At 68.5% G+C, this 19,116-nt stretch carries 16 protein-coding genes; 7 read left to right on the forward strand and 9 right to left on the reverse strand.

Annotation, left to right across the window (positions count from 1 at the left end; genetic code table 11):
* Positions 1-22: 22 nt before the first annotated feature.
* Positions 23-571, reverse strand: a complete 549-nt coding sequence (locus AACX88_RS09760; protein ID WP_339392812.1) for a helix-turn-helix domain-containing protein — start codon at positions 569-571, stop codon at positions 23-25.
* A gap of 54 nt (positions 572-625) precedes the next feature.
* Here AACX88_RS09760 and AACX88_RS09765 point away from each other — a divergent pair, with 54 nt between their 5' ends.
* Complete coding sequence (locus AACX88_RS09765) at positions 626-2,146, forward strand: L-lactate permease (protein ID WP_339392813.1); 1,521 nt, start codon at positions 626-628, stop codon at positions 2,144-2,146.
* A 311-nt stretch (positions 2,147-2,457) separates the two neighbouring features.
* Here AACX88_RS09765 and AACX88_RS09770 read toward each other — a convergent pair whose 3' ends face one another.
* Entirely contained in the window at positions 2,458-3,726 is a 1,269-nt protein-coding gene (locus tag AACX88_RS09770; RefSeq protein WP_339392814.1) for an FAD-dependent oxidoreductase, read from the reverse strand.
* A gap of 38 nt (positions 3,727-3,764) precedes the next feature.
* Between AACX88_RS09770 and AACX88_RS09775 the strand changes: the two genes are divergently transcribed.
* On the forward strand, positions 3,765-4,412 hold the full coding sequence (locus tag AACX88_RS09775; RefSeq protein WP_339392815.1) for a TetR/AcrR family transcriptional regulator: 648 nt from the start codon (positions 3,765-3,767) through the stop codon (positions 4,410-4,412).
* Here the strand turns inward: AACX88_RS09775 and AACX88_RS09780 are convergent.
* Positions 4,328-5,656: a M24 family metallopeptidase gene (locus tag AACX88_RS09780; protein WP_339392816.1), complete on the reverse strand. Its 1,329-nt coding sequence runs from the start codon at positions 5,654-5,656 to the stop codon at positions 4,328-4,330. The two genes, AACX88_RS09775 and AACX88_RS09780, sit on opposite strands and share 85 nt — an antisense overlap.
* A gap of 202 nt (positions 5,657-5,858) precedes the next feature.
* Here AACX88_RS09780 and AACX88_RS09785 point away from each other — a divergent pair, with 202 nt between their 5' ends.
* Both AACX88_RS09785 and AACX88_RS09790 read left to right on the forward strand, forming a co-directional pair.
* A complete protein-coding gene (locus AACX88_RS09785; protein ID WP_339392817.1) occupies positions 5,859-6,344 on the forward strand; it encodes an Lrp/AsnC family transcriptional regulator in 486 nt (161 codons plus the stop codon).
* Complete coding sequence (locus AACX88_RS09790) at positions 6,341-7,732, forward strand: aspartate aminotransferase family protein (RefSeq protein ID WP_339392818.1); 1,392 nt, start codon at positions 6,341-6,343, stop codon at positions 7,730-7,732. Before AACX88_RS09785 ends, AACX88_RS09790 begins: the two co-directional genes overlap by 4 nt.
* A gap of 174 nt (positions 7,733-7,906) precedes the next feature.
* On the opposite strand, the gene AACX88_RS09795 is transcribed toward AACX88_RS09790, so the two are convergent.
* On the reverse strand, positions 7,907-9,289 hold the full coding sequence (locus AACX88_RS09795) for a glycine--tRNA ligase (protein ID WP_339392819.1): 1,383 nt from the start codon (positions 9,287-9,289) through the stop codon (positions 7,907-7,909).
* A gap of 332 nt (positions 9,290-9,621) precedes the next feature.
* Between AACX88_RS09795 and AACX88_RS09800 the strand changes: the two genes are divergently transcribed.
* Positions 9,622-11,412 carry a DEAD/DEAH box helicase gene (locus AACX88_RS09800; RefSeq protein ID WP_339392820.1) on the forward strand — a complete coding sequence of 597 codons (1,791 nt, stop codon included), beginning with the start codon at positions 9,622-9,624 and terminating at the stop codon, positions 11,410-11,412.
* Between the two features lie 320 nt (positions 11,413-11,732).
* Here AACX88_RS09800 and AACX88_RS09805 read toward each other — a convergent pair whose 3' ends face one another.
* The 4 genes from AACX88_RS09805 to AACX88_RS09820 form a co-directional block, all read right to left on the reverse strand.
* A complete protein-coding gene (locus AACX88_RS09805) occupies positions 11,733-12,521 on the reverse strand; it encodes an isoprenyl transferase (RefSeq protein ID WP_339392821.1) in 789 nt (262 codons plus the stop codon).
* On the reverse strand, positions 12,518-13,246 hold the full coding sequence (gene recO, locus AACX88_RS09810; protein WP_339392822.1) for a DNA repair protein RecO: 729 nt from the start codon (positions 13,244-13,246) through the stop codon (positions 12,518-12,520). The genes AACX88_RS09805 and recO overlap by 4 nt, the downstream gene beginning before the upstream one ends.
* Positions 13,247-13,713: 467 nt before the next feature.
* Positions 13,714-15,477, reverse strand: a complete 1,764-nt coding sequence (leuA, locus tag AACX88_RS09815; RefSeq protein ID WP_339392823.1) for a 2-isopropylmalate synthase — start codon at positions 15,475-15,477, stop codon at positions 13,714-13,716.
* A gap of 305 nt (positions 15,478-15,782) precedes the next feature.
* On the reverse strand, positions 15,783-16,955 hold the full coding sequence (locus AACX88_RS09820; protein ID WP_339392824.1) for a DUF6636 domain-containing protein: 1,173 nt from the start codon (positions 16,953-16,955) through the stop codon (positions 15,783-15,785).
* 61 nt (positions 16,956-17,016) lie between these two features.
* On the opposite strand from AACX88_RS09820, the gene AACX88_RS09825 reads away from it, so the two are divergent.
* Positions 17,017-17,805: a L,D-transpeptidase family protein gene (locus tag AACX88_RS09825; protein ID WP_339392825.1), complete on the forward strand. Its 789-nt coding sequence runs from the start codon at positions 17,017-17,019 to the stop codon at positions 17,803-17,805.
* Positions 17,802-18,368 (forward strand): dihydrofolate reductase family protein, encoded by a 567-nt coding sequence (locus AACX88_RS09830; protein ID WP_339392826.1) that lies wholly within the window; start codon positions 17,802-17,804, stop codon positions 18,366-18,368. The genes AACX88_RS09825 and AACX88_RS09830 overlap by 4 nt, the downstream gene beginning before the upstream one ends.
* A gap of 70 nt (positions 18,369-18,438) precedes the next feature.
* Here the strand turns inward: AACX88_RS09830 and AACX88_RS09835 are convergent, their stop codons facing one another.
* Positions 18,439-19,116 (reverse strand): NAD(P)-dependent oxidoreductase, encoded by a 678-nt coding sequence (locus tag AACX88_RS09835; RefSeq protein WP_339392827.1) that lies wholly within the window; start codon positions 19,114-19,116, stop codon positions 18,439-18,441.

Raw genomic sequence — 19,116 nt, forward strand, 5'->3', positions numbered from 1 at the left:
GCTGAGGAACGGCGGTGCGGCATCAGACGATGATGAGCATGAGTTCGGCAGGGCGATCGCCCGGGTTGGCGACCTGGTGCGGCACGTCACCGGGTGCCTGGGCGCAGTCACCGGCGCGCAGCGTGGTGCGCCGGTCGATCGTGACGATCTCGACGATGCCGGAGAGGACGTAGAAGGTCTCACGGGCCCCCGAACGGTGGGCGGCGATCGCCGTGGTCTCGCTGCGCGGGTCGAGCGAGTAGTGGATGACCTCCATGTTCTCCGTCGGCGAGGGGAGGTCGCGGCGCCACGTGCCCGGGCCGTAGCTGGACAGGGCGAGGATCGATTCGCTCGGGGTGATGACGACCTCAGGTTCGGCGAGGAGTTCGCCGACATCGACGCCGAGGGCGCGGGAGAGCCCCATCGCATTGGACACGGAGGTGTCCTGCTCCCCACGTTCGATCTTCGACAGGGCCGCACGGGAGATTCCGGCGCGGGCGGCGAGTTCGTTGAGCGTGAGGCTGCTGTGCCGACGGCGGGCTCTGACCCGCGCGCCGAACACCCGTGCCCCCGGGTCCTCTGACTTCGCCATGCCTCCATCCTAGTGTATTCTCAGATAGTAGATTTCGATCCATGAAGAGCGAAAATGTTCGGTGTCCTTGCGCTCTCCCCCCTCGTGCTCGCGATCGTCCTGCTTGCGTTCAGGACTCCCACCTGGGTGTCGGCGACGGCAGGCCTGCTCGGGTCGGTCGTCTGCGTGCTCGCGGTGTTCCCCACGCCGCTTTCCGTCTTCGCCTCCGCTGCCCCGGACTATCTTCCGCTCGTCCTCGAGGTCGGGCTCATCCTCCTCTTCGGCATGCTGCTCGCCGCGATCCTCGAGGTCACCGGGGCGATGCATGCGCTCTCCGGCTGGGTCGAGGCGACCGTGCCGAGCCGCTCGCTCGGTGCCGCGCTCGTCGTGTTCGGGATCGTGCCGTTCGCCGAATCCGTCACGGGCTTCGGGATCGGTGTGACCATCGGGGTGCCGATCCTGCGGCATCTCGGCTATTCGATCCGGCATTCTGCGCTTCTCGGTCTCCTCGGCCTCATCGCCGTGCCGTGGGGCGCGCTCGGCCCGGGCACGACGGTCGCGGCGGCACTGTCCGACCTCGACGTCGATGCGCTCGGTCTGGCGACGGGTTGGGTGAATGCGATCCCTGTGACCGTCGTGCTTGTCGCTGTCCTGCTCATCGCCCGGCCGCGCTTGCTCAGCGCCGTCGGCATCGCAGCAGCGGCGGCGCTGCTGTGGGCGGGGATCCTCCTTGCGAACGTCGTGCTCGGCATGGCGCCGGCGGGGATCGTCGGTTCGCTCATCGTCATCGTCGGTCTCGGCCTGCCGCTGTCGATTCGGAGCAGGTTCCGGGGCGTCGACCGTGCGCTCGGCCGCGCCGTGCTGCCCTACGGAACACTGACCGTCGGCATCCTGCTCGCCCGCGAGGTCCTCGCCATCGCCCCGTCCCCGGTCACCGCAGTCCTCGCCTCGCCGCCGTTCTGGCTCGCGATCGCCTGCGTTGTCGCGGTCCTCGTCGCACCTCGACCCGCGCCGGGTCCGGCGGCGAGCGCCGAAGGGTCCGATCTGGCTGATTCCCCGTCCCCACCGAGCGCACCGGATGCTTCAGAGGCACCGAGGACGGACGACGGAAACGGGTCGGCCACCTCGGCGAACCCATCGCTGCGTCAGGTCATCGGGTCAGCGGCACGGGCATGGGTGCCGATCGGGGCGGCGACGGCGGCGTTCATGCTCATGGGCTGGGTGATGACGACGAGCGGGATGAGCGATGCGATCGGCACGCTCGTCCCGGCCGGACTCCTCCTCGTGACACCCTGGCTGACTGCGGCCGGAGCCGTGCTCACCGGGTCGAACACGGGCAGCAACGCGATGTTCGCCGGCACTCTCTCCTCGGTGGCCGAGGCCTCCGGCGCCTCAGCGATGACGGTCGTCGCCGCCGGCAACGTCGCCGGCTCCTTCGCCGCCCTCGCCGCTCCCCCGCGGGTGGCGATGTCGGTGCAGCTCGCCGGCGGGATCGGTGCGCATCCGCGTGACGGCTCGTGGGTGCTCGGCCGCGCATTCGCCATCGTCACGATCAACGCCCTGGCCATCGGACTCTGGCTGCAGTTCCTCGCCTGACCTCCCCACTCGACTCCCCTGCCGCACACACCACCTGCACCCCACACACACACCACCCGCAGCGGCACGTCCAATCCGCGACCGCACACACCACCCGCAGCCTCACAGACCACCCGCCACTCCGCAGCGCCTACGTGCAGCCGCACGTCCTACCAGTCCACGGGTGGTTCATCGCGCGACCCCTGAGGGCTGCGATTCGCCTCTCCCCTCGCCGAGGCGGTCGTCCCTTCCAGCGCAACTCTGCCAGTTGCCAGGGCCGCCACCGCCCCGTCGGCGTCGCCAGCAGCGTCGGCGTCCCCCTGCCATCGCCGTCACTGCCTGCGGACACGGCGCCTGGCCTCAGCGTCGACGTGTTCTGGGCGGATCCCCATGCCGATGATGCGTCCGGGCACGTGGGCGAACGCTGGGAACCGGGCGACGAGACGCAGGGGCAGAGGCGGACGCGAGTCGGGGCGATCGGCGAGGAGCACCGGTTGGATCCGCAGTTGGATCCACTGGATGACCGCCGCCGGCCACGCCCGCCGCCTCTGCACTCGCCGCAGCTGTGCGACCGTCGGTGCACCCGTGCGCAGGCCCGGTCCGAGGATGCGAGCCGCGGCGACGGCGTCCTGGATGGCGAGGTTGATGCCGACTCCCCCGGCCGGTGACATGGCATGGGCGGCGTCTCCGATGCACAGCATCCCGGGGGCGTACCAGGCCCGCAGCCGCTCCAACCTCACTCGCAGGAGCCTGACATCCTCAAGCCCAACGCGCTCCATCCGCTCCCGCAGCTGCGGCGAGGTCCGACCGACTCGACCCCGCAGGGCTGAAACCGCCCCCTCCGACGGGACCCAGGTGCCTGCCGTGATCGCGTTGGCGACCTGGAAGTACTCTCCGCGGTCGATGGCGATGAGAAGACCGGCGCCGGCCTGCCCGAACGGGAGGGACTCCGCATTGGCCTTCGGCACGCGGAACCAGAGCACGTCCATCGCCGTCGCCAGCCGCCGGGGGTGCAGACCCGCCGCGTCCCGCACGGTCGAATCCCGACCGTCGGCCGCGATGACCAGGCGTGCCCGCAGGGTCTCCTCCCCTGCTGACGATCGCGTGCGGACCCCGACGATCTGCTCTCCCGCCCGGAGGACGTCGATGACCTCGGTGCTGCGCAGCAGGGTGAACGTCGGCTCGCGCTCGCCGGCGCGGGCGATGAGATCGAGGAACTCCCACTGCGGCATGAAGCTGATCGCCCGGCGCCGAGTCGGCAGCCGCGAGAAGTCCGCGAGCACGAACTCCTCATCGTTCCACCGCAGCCTCACGCGGGGCATGTCCGCATGCGGCAGGGTGAGGAACTCGTCGAGGAGGCCGAGCTCGGCCAACAGGTCCTGAGTCGAGGGATGGATGGTGTCGCCGCGGAAGTCGCGGAGGAAGTCATCGTGCTTCTCCACCACTGTGACCCTCACCCCGAGACGGGCGAGCACGAGCCCGCAGACGAGTCCGGCGGGACCGCCGCCGACCACGATGCAGTCCGTGTCCGCCGCCGCGCCGAGTCGCCCCGAAGCGTCGCCGGTGACCGCCTGATCCTGTTCGCTCCGCTGTGCCTTCATGGCTTCAGACTGCGCCCGCGCGATGGGACAATGCCACCATGGTCAATAAACGACCGGGTCGGCCCTCGGGATCGTCGAATGCCCGGCAGAGTCTCGTCGCCGCTGCTCAGCGGCTGCTTGCCGACGGCCATCCGGCGACGATCACCGCTCGTCAGATCGCAGAAGAGGCAGGCCTGAGCCACTCGCTGGTCAATTATCACTTCGGATCGAAGGACGAGCTCCTCATCGCGGCCCTCGCGCTCACCGTCGCCCCGCACCACGTCGTGACCGCGGCGACCGAGCACGGCAGCCTCGACGTCCGCGCCCTTGCCGAGGGCATCGTCACGGTGTGGGAACATCCCGTCCACGGCCCCCGCCTCGTCGCGTTCGCCAGGGAGCTGGCGACCGACGGTGCCCGGGCCCAGCTGCTCAGCCGCTACCTCGAGCGGACCGTCTTCGGTGCCCTCGCCGAGGCGGTCGGTCGCACCGCCGCCCGGCGGCTCGCCGTCGTCATCGTCGGTACGATCTTCACCCGCTACGTCCTCGCCCTGCCGATGATGGCGACTCAATCCCCCGCCGAGGTGGTCGGCCAGATCGTCGCTCTCGCCGGTCGGATGCCGGCTCAGAGGCGGATGAGCTCCCGCGGGAAGTCCGTGAAGGTCTCGACACCCGAGTCGGTGATGAGGATCGACTCCGAGAGCTCATAGCCGTAGCCGTTCATCCACATTCCGCAGATGAGGTGGAAGGTCATGCCCGCCTGAAGGATCTGGTCGTCCTCGGTGCGGATGGAGATCGTCCGCTCACCCCAGTCCGGCGGGTAGCCGATGCCGATGGAGTATCCCAGGCGGCTCGGCTTCTCGAGGCCGTGGAGAGCGAGCATCCGATTCCAGGTGCGGGCGAGCTCGGCCGTCGGCACACCCGGGGCAGCCGACTCGAGAACCGCAGCGAGCGCCTCGGCGACAACCCCCTCGAGCCGGACGAGCTCCTGCTTCGGACGCCCGATCACGGCGGTGCGCGCCAAGGGGACGTGATACCTGCGGTGGACACCGGCGAGTTCGATGCTCACCGACTCATCGGCGGCGAACACACGGTCGGTCCAGCTCAGATGCGGGGTGTCCGCGCTCTCGCCGGTGGGCATGAGCGGCACGATCGCCGGATAGTCACCCCACGACTCCCCGCGTCCGCGGGTCTGGGCTGTGGTGATCGCCGCCGCCACCTCGTGCTGACCGACCCCTTCTCCGATCGTCGACAGAGCCGCGTCCATCGCCTCGGTCGTCACCTCGGCGGCCCTGCGCATGAGGGCGATCTCTGCCGGGGACTTGATCGCCCGGATCCAGTTGACGAGCTCGAACGAGTCGACGAGCCGCCACTCGGGCACCCCGTTGACGAGGGCGCGGAAGGCCCGTGGGGAGAAGAAGTGGGAGTCCATCTCGACTCCCACCGGCGAGGTCGAGGCCCGCGCGACCTCCCACCGCTGTCTCAGCGCGAACGCCACCCAGTCGAAGGGGTGGATATGGGGGCGCTGCACATAGCGTTCGGGATAGCCGACGATGTCCTCGGGCGGCAGCCACGAGGTGTGGCTCGCCCCGCGGGCGTCCATATCCCGCATGAAGAGGGTGAGCGGACCCGAGGCGGGGACGAAGAGCAGCTGCGGGGTGTAGAAGGACCACGCGTTGTAGCCGGTGAGGTAGTAAATATTCGCCGGATCGGTGACGATGAGCGCCGAGAGCCCCTGATCGCGCATCCGACCGCGGACCGCTGAGATCCGCGCGAGGTACTCCTCGGGCGCGAACCCGAGGCTGCGCGCACCGATCGTGTCGATGTCGCCGGGGCGCGGTTCCGGCCGCGCGCTCACCTCGGCGCCGGCGCCGCCCTGGTCGGCACCCGGTCGCATCCCCTGCACCTCCGCCCGGCTGCCTACGCGGCCGGCGAACATCTCCCCCTCGTCCATGCCCTCAGTCTCGTGACGCCGCTCACACGGTGTCAATGACCGCCGCCTCGGCGAGGAACGGCACACGAACCGCCCGACAAGCCCCGCTGTGACGAATACAGAATGAATTTTCATGAGAATCAACTGAATCCGCACAGAGGACTACGCATTCCTACTGATTCGATGGTAGATTGATCTGAGACTCACATCACGGAGGTGAAGAATGGCCCACTCGCTGCCGAGCGTCAGCAATCACCGCCTGGGCAACCTCGACGAGAAGTCCAAGGCGATCATCGTCGAACTCCAGCACGACGGACGCAAGTCCTACTCCGCCATCGGGAAGTCCGTGGGACTCTCCGAGGCGGCCGTGCGACAGCGGGTGTCACGGCTCATCGAATCCGGCGTGATGGAGATCGTGGCCGTGACCGACCCGCTCAGTCTCGGATTCGCCCGACAGGCCATGGTGGGAGTGAAGGTCCGAGGAGACATCTCCAAGGTCGCCGACAGACTGCACGGGTACGACGAGATCGATTACCTCGTCGTCACCGCGGGGTCGTTCGACCTCCTGGTGGAGATCGTCTGCGAATCGGATCGACACCTCATCGAATTCGTCAACGAGGAACTCCGGTCGATCGACGCCGTCGTCGACACGGAGCTCTTCATGTACCTCTCACTCGAAAAGCAAAAATACAATTGGGGGACACGATGACCGACAACGTCACCACAGCCGGCACTCCGTATCAGGAGGCCGTGCGCAACAACGTGTGGATGCACATGAGCCCACACCAGGCCCTGTTCAACGGCGGACAGGCGCCGATCATCACCCGTGGCGAGGGCCACTACATCTTCGACGACCAGGGCAAGCGCTACATCGACGGCCTCGCCGGTCTGTTCACCGTCCAGGTGGGCCACGGTCGCGAGGAGATCGCGAAGGCGATGTACGACCAGACCCTCAAGCTGCCCTTCATGCCGCTGTGGTCGTTCGCGCACCCGCAGGCGATCGACCTCTCCGAGCGTCTGGCCTCCTACGCCCCCGGCGACCTCAACCGCGTGTTCCTCACCTCCGGCGGCGGCGACTCCGTCGAGTCGGCGATGAAGCTGGCGAAGAACTACTTCAAGCTCACCGGCAAGCCCGGCAAGCACAAGATCATCTCCCGCGCCACCGCCTACCACGGCACCCCGCACGGCGCCCTGTCCGTGACCTCGCTGCCGGGCCTGCGCGAGCAGTTCGCTCCCCTCGTCCCCGGTGCCCACAAGGTCCCCAACACGAACTTCTACCGTGCACCCGAACCGTACGCGCACGATGAGAAGGCCTTCGGCCGCTGGGCCGCCGACCGCATCGCCGAGGCGATCGAGTTCGAAGGCGCCGACTCCGTCGCAGCTGTCTTCCTCGAGCCCGTGCAGAACTCCGGCGGCTGCTTCCCGCCGCCCCCCGGATACTTCGAGCGGGTGCGCGAGATCTGCGACGAGAACGACGTCCTCCTCGTCTCCGACGAGACCATCTGCGCCTACGGCCGCATCGGCGACATGTTCGCATGCAACGACTTCGGCTACGTCCCCGACATCATCACCTCGGCGAAGGGCATCACCTCCGGTTACGCCCCGCTCGGTGCGATGATCGCCTCGGACCGCCTCTTCGAGCCCTTCGGCCCCGGCGGCGACGCGACGTTCTACCACGGCTACACCTTCGGCGGACACCCCGTCGCCTGTGCTGCCGCGATGGCGAACTTCGACGTCTTCGAGAACGAGAAGCTCAACGACCACGTGCACGAGAACGCCGGTGCGTTCAAGTTCACCCTCGAGAAGCTCAAGGACCTCCCGATCGTCGGCGACGTCCGCGGTGAGGGCTTCTTCTACGGCATCGAACTCGTCAAGGACAAGGACACCAAGGAGTCCTTCACCGAAGAGGAGTCGGAGCGCATCCTCAAGAACTTCGTCTCGGCGAAGATGTACGAGAACGGCCTCTACTGCCGCGCCGACGACCGTGGCGACCCGGTCATCCAGCTCTCGCCCCCGCTGACCGTCGGTCAGAAGGAGTTCGACGAGATGGAGCAGATCATCCGCGGCGTCCTCCAGGAAGCCTGGACGATGTTCTGATCCTCGCCTCCTGGCGATGACTTCGGCCCCGACACTGTCGTGTCGGGGCCGTTGTCGTCGGTGCTCAGTGACTCAGCCGGCGTCGGTGCTCAGTGACTCAGACGCCGCCGAGGTGGTCGCACAGCATCGGCGGGCCTGCCGTGCCGTGCGACCGGTGCTCAGGTGAGCCGTGCCTCAGACGCCGCCGAGGTGGTCGGCGAGGTAGGACTCGACCCGGTCGAGGCTCACGCGCTCCTGGCTCATGTCGTCGCGCTTGCGGATCGTCACCGCGCCGTCGTCGAGGGAGTCGAAGTCGTACGTGATGCACAGGGGCGTGCCGATCTCGTCCTGACGACGGTAGCGGCGGCCGATCGCCCCGGCGTCGTCGAAGTCGATGTTCCAGCGTCCCCGCAGCCGCGCAGCCAGGGCCTTCGCCTCAGGGGTGAGCTTCTCGTTGCGGCTCAGCGGCAGCACGGCGGCCTTGACCGGGGCGAGGCGCGGGTCGAGCTTGAGCACGATGCGGGTGTCGGTGCCGCCCTTCGTGTTCGGCGCCTCGTCCTCGGTGTAGGCGTCGATGAGGAAGGCCATCATCGACCGGGTGAGACCGAACGCGGGCTCGATGACGTACGGGGTGTAGCGGTCCCCGCTGGCCTGGTCGAAGTACTGCAGCTTCGCCCCCGACGCCTCGGTGTGGGTGCTCAGGTCGTAGTCGGTGCGGTTGGCCACGCCCATGAGCTCGCCCCACTCCGATCCCTGGAAGCCGAAGCGGTACTCGATGTCGATCGTGCCGGCCGAGTAGTGGGCGCGCTCGTCCTCGGGCACGTCGAAGCGGCGCAAGTTCTCCTCGCTCAGCCCCAGGCCGAGGAACCAGTTCCAGCAGTCCTCGACCCATTCGTCGAAGAGCGCGGGAGCATCGTCGGGGTGGACGAAGTACTCGAGCTCCATCTGCTCGAACTCGCGGGTGCGGAAGATGAAGTTGCCCGGGGTGATCTCGTTGCGGAAGGACTTGCCGATCTGGCCGATGCCGAACGGCGGCTTCTTCCGGGAGGCGGTGAGCACGTTGTTGAAGTTGACGAAGATGCCCTGGGCGGTCTCCGGACGCAGGTAGTGCAGGCCCGCTTCGGAGTCGACGGGGCCGAGGAAGGTCTTGACGAGTCCCGAGAACTGCTGGGGCTCGGTCCACTGGCCGCGGGTGCCGCAGTCGGGGCAGACGATGTCGGCCATGCCGTTCTCCGGGGACTTCCCGTGCTTGGCGACGTACGCCTCGACGAGGTGGTCCTCACGGTGACGGTGGTGGCAGTGGAGGCATTCGACGAGCGGGTCGACGAAGGTCTCGACATGGCCCGACGCTTCCCACACCCGCTTGGGCAGGATGATCGAGGAGTCGAGGCCGACGACGTCCTCACGACCGCGGACGAAGGTCTGCCACCACTGGGACTTGATGTTGTCCTTGAGTTCGACGCCGAGCGGGCCGTAGTCCCACGCCGAGCGGGAACCGCCGTAGATCTCCCCCGCCTGGAAGACGAATCCTCTGCGCTTGGCGAGGGCGATGACGGCATCGAGCTTGGACTGTGCCACGTTTTCTCCTTGGTCTTCGTTGGGCCGACGGCCGGCTGCCGTGGCGCACACACCAGCCTATCGGTTCGCACCGGCGGCCCGGGAGAGGGCGGCAGGCGATGGAACTCACACCCGATCGACAGGACGAGGACCGCCTCGGCGGGGATGGGCACGGTAGACTGGTGCCACACCCAAACCTTTCTCCGTACCGATGGCCGTGCCCGCGCACGACCGCAAGGATGTGTACGGTTCCGGCCCGGATTGCCAGTCATGATCGCACAAGCGGCCGCAGGGTAGATCGCCACTACAGTCATCTGCGATCAAGTGTGTGCCGACGTGAGAGAGAAACACTCATGACCGAAGAATCCACTTCAGAGACCATGCCGACCTTCGCCGAGCTCGGCCTCCATCCCGAGGTGCTGCGCGCCGTGGAGTCCCTCGGCTACGAATCGCCCTCCCCCATCCAGGCGGCGACGATCCCCGCCCTCGTCGACGGGCGCGACGTCATCGGCCTCGCCCAGACGGGTACGGGCAAGACTGCGGCGTTCGCGCTGCCCGTCCTCTCCCACCTCGCCGAGGCGGGTCGGGCCGAGGACGGACCGTTCGCCCTCGTGCTCACCCCCACCCGTGAGCTCGCGCTCCAGGTCGCCGAGGCGTTCACCTCGTATGCGACGAACCTCGACGACTTCTCCGTACTGCCGATCTACGGCGGTCAGTCCTACGGTCCGCAGCTGGCCGGCCTCAAGCGCGGCGCGCAGGTCGTCGTCGGCACCCCGGGTCGTGTCATCGACCACCTCAAGCGCGGGTCGCTCAAGTTGCAGAACCTCCAGCACCTCGTCCTCGACGAGGCCGATGAGATGCTCAAGATGGGCTTCGCCGAGGACATCGAGGAGATCTTCAACGCCACCGGCGACTCCCGCCAGGTCGCACTGTTCTCCGCGACGATGCCCACCTCGATCCACCGCCTGACCGGCAAGTACCTCAACGACCCCGAAGAGGTCCGGGTCGCGTCGAAGTCGCAGACCGGGTCGAACATCCGTCAGCGCTACCTCATGGTCCAGCACTCCCACAAGCTCGACGCGCTCACCCGCATCCTCGAGGTCGAGGAGTACGACGGCATCATCATGTTCGTCCGCACGAAGCAGGCCACCGAGGAGCTCGCGGAGAAGCTGCGCGCCCGCGGCTTCAAGGCCTCGGCCATCAACGGCGACATCCCGCAGCAGGCCCGTGAGCGCACGGTCGAGATGCTGCGCGAGGGCAAGATCGACATCCTCGTCGCCACCGACGTCGCCGCGCGCGGTCTCGACGTCGAGCGCATCTCGCTCGTCGTCAACTACGACATCCCGCACGACACCGAGTCCTACGTCCACCGCATCGGCCGCACCGGTCGTGCCGGTCGCTCCGGTGAGGCGATCCTCTTCATCACCCCGCGCGAGCAGCGTCTGCTCGGGTCGATCGAGCGCGCGACGAAGCAGAAGGTCGAGCCGCTGACCCTGCCGAGCGTCGAGGAGCTGACGAACACCCGGGTGGAGAAGTTCACCAAGCGCATCGACGATGCCTTGGCGACGACGGAGCTGAGCGAGCTCGCCACCGTCATCGAGCAGTACGAGCTCAGCCGCAACGTGCCGGCCACGGACATCGCGGCGGCTCTGGCCTCGATGGTCCTCGAGTCGAACTCGCTCAAGGCCGAGCCGATGCCCGAGCCCGCCCGCGGCAAGCAGGGTCGTGACCGCGACGGCAAGCCGGGTCGCGAGCGAGGCGGCCGCAGCCGTGAGGGCATGGTCACCTACCGTCTCGCGGTGGGCCGCAACGAGCGCGTGCAGCCGGGCTCGATCGTCGGCGCGATTGCGAACGAAGGCGGCATCACCTCGAAGCAGATCGGCCACATCGACATCCGCTCGAATCACACCCTCGTCGACCTGCCCGAGGATCTCGATCCGGGCGTGCTCAGGAAGCTCGCGCACACCGAGATCCAGGGGCGTCCGATCGACATCCGTCCCGACTCGGGTCGTCCGGGCCGTCCGTTCAAGAAGCGCAACTTCGACAAGCAGCCCGGCGACAACCGCAACTTCCGCGGCGACCGCCGCGGCGGGGGCAAGAAGTTCGGCGGCCGCGACCGCGACCGTTCACGCGACCGCTACTGAGGTTATCGGCGGCCGCGGCCGTCGGCGCCGAGCCGTGGCCGCTGGGCAGCTGTGGCCGCGTCGGCAGCCGCGGCCGCTGCCCGCTAACGGTTCCAGCTCACCTGAGTCTCGGGAGCCCAGTTCACGAACTGTGCCCTGCAGACCGAAGTGAGCTCAACCTCCGATCACTGCCCCTTCGAGGCGGCTTCCGGGCGTGAGGGCGCTTGCTCCCGACCACGGTCGAGCGTGGAAGACAGGTTTGCGCCAGTTCAGGTTGAGATGGCCAGGTCGCGCAGTGGCCATCTCAACGTCAACTGGCGCAAACCCGAATGCGGCAGGCGTCACACCCCTGAGGTCTCCCCCGGTTTGTCGACGGCGCCGCCGAAGCGGCGGTCGCGGCGCGCGTACTCCTCGATGGCCGCCCACAGGGTGCGCCGGTCGACGTCGGGCCAGAGCACGTCCTGGAAGACCATCTCGGCGTACGCGGACTGCCAGAGGAGGAAGTTCGAGGTCCGCTGCTCTCCGGAGGACCGGAGGAAGAGGTCGACGTCGGGCACCTGCGGGGCGTAGAGCCGCGAGCGGATGGCCTTCTCGCTCACCTTCCCGGGTTTGAGCTTCCCGGCGGCCACCTCGGCGGTGATCGCGTTGACGGCGTCGACGATCTCCGAGCGCCCGCCGTAGTTGACGCAGAACTGCAGGGTCAGACCCGTGTTGTGCTTCGTCATCTCCGCAGCGGTCTCGAGTTCGTCGATGACCGACCGCCACAGACGACCCCGCCGCCCGGCCCAGACGATGCGCACCCCGAGCGCATTGAGTTCGTCCCGGCGGCGGCGGATGACGTCGCGGTTGAAGCCCATGAGGAAGCGGACCTCCTCGGGAGAGCGCTTCCAGTTCTCCGTCGAGAACGCGTACGCGGACAGGTAGTCGACGCCGATCTCGATCGCTCCGTGGATGACGTCGAGCAGGGAGGCCTCGCCGGCTTTGTGACCCTCGGTGCGGGGCAGGCCGCGTTCGTTGGCCCACCGGCCGTTGCCGTCCATGACGACGGCGACGTGGGCGGGCACGAACTTCGCGTCGAGGCGCGGCGGCCGCGCACCGCTCGGATGGACGGGAGGGGCAGGGTAGGTCACGTGCGCTCCAGGACAGACAATGATCGGATGTTGCGTTCGAGGTGCCACGAGACCCAGTCGGAGACGAGCTTCGACCCGTCGATCTGGTCGTGGAGGTCCGAGCCCTCTGCACTCTCCCAGTCCCCGGTGAGCAGGGCGGCGAGGTGGTCGAGCGCATCGGTGTCGGGCAGGGCCGCGCCGCTGGGCCGGCAGCTCGAGCACACCGCTCCCCCGAGGGCTGCGGAGAACGCGCGGTGCGGTCCCGGCGCCCCGCATTGGGCGCAGTCGAGCAGACTCGGCGCCCACCCGGCCACGGACATCGCCCGCAGGAGGTACGCGTCGAGGGACAGCCTCGGCGGGTGCTCGCCCTTGCACAGGGAGCGCACGGCTGAGACGAGGAGGAGGAACTGGGGGCGGGAGACGGGTTCGGCCTCCGTGATGGTGCGGGCCGTCTCCGCCATCACCGAGGCGGCCGAGTAGGCGTCGAAGTCCGCCCCGATGCCGCGGGCGAAGGGTTCGATGAGCTCGACCTGGGTGACGATGTCGAGGTTGCGTCCGACATGGCATTGGATGTCGACGAGCATGAACGGCTCGAGGCGGGAGCCGAACCGCGACTTCGTGCGCCGGACCCCCTTCGCGACGGCCCGGACGAGTCCGTGGCTGCGGGTGAGCACGGTGACGATGCGATCGGCTTCGCCGAGCTTGTGGCCCGTGAGGACGATGCCCTCATCACGATAGCTGTGCACCGATCCATTATCGCAGAGCGCGGCGGGGATCGCCCCGCTGCGCTCCGTGAGTGTCGCGCATCCGGCCGGCGCTTCTGCGACCGGCGGGGCAGCGATCGCGGCCCGCATCGTCACGGAGCGCGTCGCCGCCTGCCGTCGACCCGTGCGTCCCGAGGTCAGCCGCGGATGCACGTGAGCGAGACCGGTGATCGATCCACGCTCCGCCCGAATTCCGCGACATCCGCGAAACCTGGCGCACTCGACCCACGCTCCGCCCGAATTCCGCGTCGCCCCGGACGCGGAATTCCAACTGCGCGTGGATCGAGCTCGGCTGCACGGGTGGGAGTCACAGCCCGCCGAGGCGGCCGCCCTGAAGCGTGATATCTCCCCGACGCCCCCGCCCCACAGCGTGTTATCGCCTCTGCGTCCCCGCCCCGGCATCCCCGGCGCGACCCGACGAGAACCGGCGCCCCAGCGTCGCCGCCTACTCACTCCTCGCGGTCGCGCACCGCCCGGTTGACCGCGGAGATGACGGCCTTGAGGGAGGCCTTCGTGATGTTCGGGTGCAGGCCCGCACCCCACCGCACTCGGTCGTCGATCGCGAGTTCGACGTAGGCCGCGGCCATCGTGTCCGCGCCCGAGCCGATCGCGTGCTCCGTGTAGTCCTGCAGGCGCATGTCGATGTCGAAGTTGTCGTTGAGCACCCTCACGAGGGCGTCGATCGGACCCTTGCCGCGGCCCTCGTACGTCCGCTCCTGACCGTCGACGATGAGGTCGACCTCGATGCGCTCCGAGGAGGACGTGTCGTCGACGGCACCGGACTCGGTGCGCAGACCCACGATCTGGAAGCGGCCCCACGACTGGTCGGGGTCGTCGCTGGGCAGGTACTCGTGGTTGAAGATGCGGCGGATCTCCTCGGCGGTGAGCTCACCGCCTGCCTCAGTGTGCTGCTGGACGGCCTTGGAGAACTCCACCTGCATGCGGCGCGGCAGGTCGAGGCCGTACTCGCTCTTGAGCAGGTACGTCACCCCGCCCTTTCCCGACTGCGAGTTCACGCGGATGATCGCCTCGTAGGACCGGCCCAGATCCTTCGGGTCGACGGGCAGGTAGGGCATGTCCCATTCCATGAGGTCCACGGGCACGCCGTCGGCCTTCGCATGGCGCTCACGGTCGGCGAAGGCCTTGTTGATCGCGTCCTGGTGGGAACCGGAGAACGAGGTGAAGACGAGGTCGCCGCCGTAGGGGTGGCGTTCGTGGACGCCGATCTGGTTGCACTCGGTGACCGTGTGGATGACCTCGTCGATGTCGGAGAAGTCGAGTTCGGGGTCCACACCCTGCGTGTAGAGGTTGAGGGCGACGGTGACGAGGTCGAGGTTGCCGGTGCGCTCGCCGTTGCCGAACAGGCAGCCTTCGATCCGGTCGGCGCCGGCCATGATGCCGAGTTCGGCGGCCGCGACCCCGGTGCCCCGGTCGTTGTGCGGGTGGAGGGAGACGGCCACCTCGTCGCGGTAGGGCATGTTCCGGCAGAACCATTCGATCTGGTCGGCGTACGTGTTCGGGGTGCCGCGTTCGACGGTGGCGGGCAGGTTGACGACGGTCTCCCGGCCGGTGCCGGGCTGCCACATGTCGAGGACGCTGCCGACGATGTCGAGGGCGAACTCTGGTTCGGTGTCGACGAAGATCTCCGGCGAGTACTGGTAGCCGAAGTCGGAGCCTGTGAGCATCGTCTCGGCGTGCTTCATCACCGCCTGCGTGCCCTGAAGGGCGATGTCGCGGGTCTGGTCGTAGCCGTCGCCATCGAAGCCGAAGACGACCTTGCGGAAGACCGGAGCTGTGGCGTTGTAGAGGTGGACGGTCGGCATCTTCGCACCGACGAGCGATTCCACGGTGCGTTCGATGAGATCCTCACGGGCCTGCGTGAGCACGGAGATCCGCACGTCGTCGGGGATCGCGTCGTCCTCGATGATCGAGCGGACGAAGTCGAAGTCGACCTGGCTGGCGGCGGGGAACCCGACCTCGATCTCCTTGAACCCGAGCTTGACGAGGAGATCGAACATCTTCCGCTTGCGGTCGGGGGTCATCGGGTCGATGAGCGCCTGGTTGCCGTCGCGCAGGTCCGTGCTCAGCCAGCGGGGGGCCTTCCGGATGACCTGGTCGGGCCAGGTGCGGTCGCGCATGTCGAGCGCGATGCGGTCCTGGAACGACTTGTACTTGCGATACGGCATGGGGGTCGGCTGCTGCAGTTTCATCATTCCTCGTCATCTCTCGTCGTGGGGATCAGCATGGAGGACTCCGCGACGAGGATGCTGTCCGTTCAGGACTCGTCGCGGCACGGAAGGAGGAGGAACCTGTGAGCCACGCCTCCACCGTAGTCCGCGATCTCGCCGAGGCGAACGCCATGTCCACATCTCAAGACGATCCGACTCGCCCGCCGAGGTGGTGGGTCGGCGGGCGATCACGGAGTACGTCGCCAAGGTGGTCGGCAGGAGGGTCGCCGGGACCTCAGACGCCGAGGTGGTCGACCGGACGCTGTGCCGGTACTTCGGTCGTCGTGGCCTCAGTCGCCGAGGAAGTCGACCGAAGCGCGACGGACGGTGAATCCGACGCCGGTGGAGTCCGAGGTGCAGGTCATCCCCTGTTCCGAGGACGTGCACGTCATCCCGGAGGCCGAGACCTTCTCGCCGTAGCCGAGCACCCGGGCCGGTCCGGCGTTCGCCGGGGCCTCGCGGCATGAGAAGCCCGCGCCGTCCTTGTTGGCGACGACGACCGATCCCCAGTTGTCCATCTGGCAGTCCGCCGGCTTCTCCGGCGGCGTGTAGTCGAAGGACTTGATGACGCAGCGTGCGCGCTCGTCGTCGATCGTGCATTCGATGTTGCCCGACGGCGAGGCGAAGGTCTCGACCGCGGCCGGCGGGCTCGTCGTCTCGGTGGACCCGCTGTCCTCGGTGGGTTCGAGGCTCGGTTCGGCGCTCGAGGACACGGGCGCCGAGGTGACGTCGTCCTTGCTCTGCATAGAATCCCAGACGATGTAGCCGACGATGCCGAGGGCGAGCACGAGGGCGAAGGCGGCGAGCACCCACAGCCAGGCCGGGACTCGGCTCGTCTCGGGCTCACGACGGTACGGCCCACCCGGACCAGCAGGGCCACCTGGACCACCCGGCCCGCCCGGGCCAGCGGGACCGGCAGGGTAGTTGCCGTAGCCGTTCGCATAGCCGGCGCCCGCCTGCGGGGCAGGAGTGCCTCCGCGCGGACCCGTTCCGCCTCGCTGGGGGCCATACCCGTTGGCCGCAGCGCGGGGAGCCGAAGCACCGGGAGCCGCGGCGCCGAAACCGGCGTCACCGCGTCCGGGTCCCTCTGCTCCGCCGTAGTGCGGGGTGCCCTGCGGGTTCCACTGCCGAGGGGCGGCCGCGGCCTGCGCCTCGGCGATGTCGGACGAGCTCGCCCGGCGCGGCAGCGGCCCTGTCTCCTCGTCGGGCTGACCGCCTTCGGCGGCGGCGAGTGCGCGGAGTTCGTCGAGGCTGAGGACCTCGGTGGCTTCGGTGCCGTCGCCGGAGGCCATCGAACGCAGACGGTCGATCTCCTCGGCGCTCAGCGCCTGGGTCGAGCCGTCCGCCTCGGCGGGCTTGTCCTGGCCGATGAAGAGCTGGGTGGTGATCGAATCCGGAGTCTCCTCGGCCGGTTTCCGGCGCCCGGGGCGCGGAGGATGGCTCGGCACGGGTGGAATGCTCATGCGGACCATTTTCTCACAGACGCGCCCGGAGCCCCTCTCAGGACCGTGAGAGGATGGCCTCATGTTCAGCCGTCGCACCCGCCTGTGCGCGGGCATCGTCGGGCTCGCCTTCGCACTCGCCTCGTGCGCACCCACCGACGAGGCTCCCGACCGGCACATCGCCGCTCCGGCCCAGCAGCCGAGGGTCGGCGACTTCGCCGTCCCCGCCCAGCTCGACCCGGGGAAGCCGGGAGCCGCCTCGGCGGACGGGAACGGGACCGCAGCGACAGCGATCCCCGGGCTGGGGCCGGAGACCTCGGCACAGATCCCCGCGGAGACGAGCCAGGTCATCGTCGTCAGCAGTGAGAAGGCGAGCGCAGATTCCGGTGAGCTGAGCTTCTACGAACGCGAGGACGGGGTGTGGGAGAAACGGAAGACCTTCCCCACCCACAACGGGTCGAACGGCTGGCTCGCCGACCGTCGCGAAGGCGACAAGACGACGCCGATCGGCGTCTTCACCCTCACCGATGCCGGCGGGTATAAGAAGAACCCGGGCACGAAGCTGGGCTACACGCAGGACGACGGACTGCCCGCCTCGGCGACCGCCGCCTACGGGGAGGCCTACACGCGGGTCTTCGACTACATCGTCGCCATCGACTACAACCGCAGACTCGGCACCCCGCCCACCGATCGGACCCGGCCCGAGGGCAAGGAGAAGGGCGGGGGCATCTGGCTCCACCTCGACCACGAGTCGGGCACGAACGGCTGTGTGACACTCAAGGAGAATGACCTGCTGTGGATCATGAGAACCCTCGACCCGAAGGCGCAGCCGCGGATCGCGATGGGACCCGTCGCGGAGCTCAAGCGGTGACGCGCACGATCACCATCGCCCTCGTCCAGACGATCAACGGCGCCTACGCCCACGACGGGTGGTCGACCGGGGTCTCGACGCCCACGGACTTCGCGTACTTCGTCTCCCTGCGCCGGCGGGCCGGGGCGATCATCATCGACCGGCGCACCGCACTCAACCCGAAGCTGCCGGTCATCAACGCCCCCGGCAAGGCCCTCGAGCACACCCCCGTCCACGTCCTCACGGAGTCCGATCCGCAGGCGTTGGCCGCACAGCTGGCCGAGCGCGGCCTGAACTACCATGCCGTGGGTTTCACTCCGCACACCCTGCCCGAGGTGGTCGCCGGCCTGGAGTCTAACAGCGACGAGATCCTCTGTGAGTCCGGCCCGAACCTCGCCTACCGGGTGCTCGCGCACTACCCGGACACCGAACTGCATCTGAGCATCACCCCGCGCTACCTCCACGACGAGCGCACCCACTTCTCCGGTCTCGACGCCGACATCGAGCTGCAGATGGACGGCGTCGAGCAGCGCGGTGACCAGGTCATCGTCCGCTATGCGAAGGCCGATCCGCCCGCCGAATGAGCGGACGCGTCACGCACGGAGCGGCGTCACGCCGGACCGGCGTCACGCCGGGTGAACGGGCGGACCGGCGTCACGCCGGGTGAGCGGGTGGGATCGGCGCTGAGGGTGTCGACTGCGGAGCGTTCGGCGGAGTGAGCCGAGTGAGGACCTCGGTCGTGCCGAGAGTGAGGATCCGGGTGACGGCCTCGGCGACGATGTCGATGCCGATCGTCTCGACCCCGCCTTCGAGGTCGTTGCGGCCGTCGCCGTGCAGTGGGGCGAGAATCGTCAGCTCGCGGAAGTCCACGGTCTCGGATTCGGCGTCGGCGACGCGGATGAGCATCTGCTGTCCGGCCCCGAACACGCTGATCGCCCCCGATCCCACGCAGGCCTCGATGCTCGCGACGCCGTTGAGCGCCAGATGGGTGCCCACCCCGAGGGTCGCGGCGACCGTGCACGCCGAGAAGTGCGCGCGCAGGTAGGTGTCGAAATCGGTGTCGAAGGACTCGAGTCCACGGTCGAGCATCGGCCCGTCGACATACCAGCCGCCGACGGCGGCGAGCGTCGCATCGACGCTGAGATCCCGGTCGGCCAGCGCCGCGGCGATCGTGTGCGGCGAGCGCACCCAGTCGGGAACGACGAGTGGGGTGAAGGCGACGGGAGAGCTCGGTGCGGAGCGGACGACGCCGATGACCTCGTGGTCGGTCGAGAGGTGCTCGGCCAGGCGCTTGCCGACCCAGCCGGAGGCGCCGAAGAGGAGGATGCGCAT

This window comes from Brevibacterium metallidurans (assembly GCF_037101285.1).
Classification (GTDB): Bacteria; Actinomycetota; Actinomycetes; order Actinomycetales; family Brevibacteriaceae; genus Brevibacterium; species Brevibacterium metallidurans.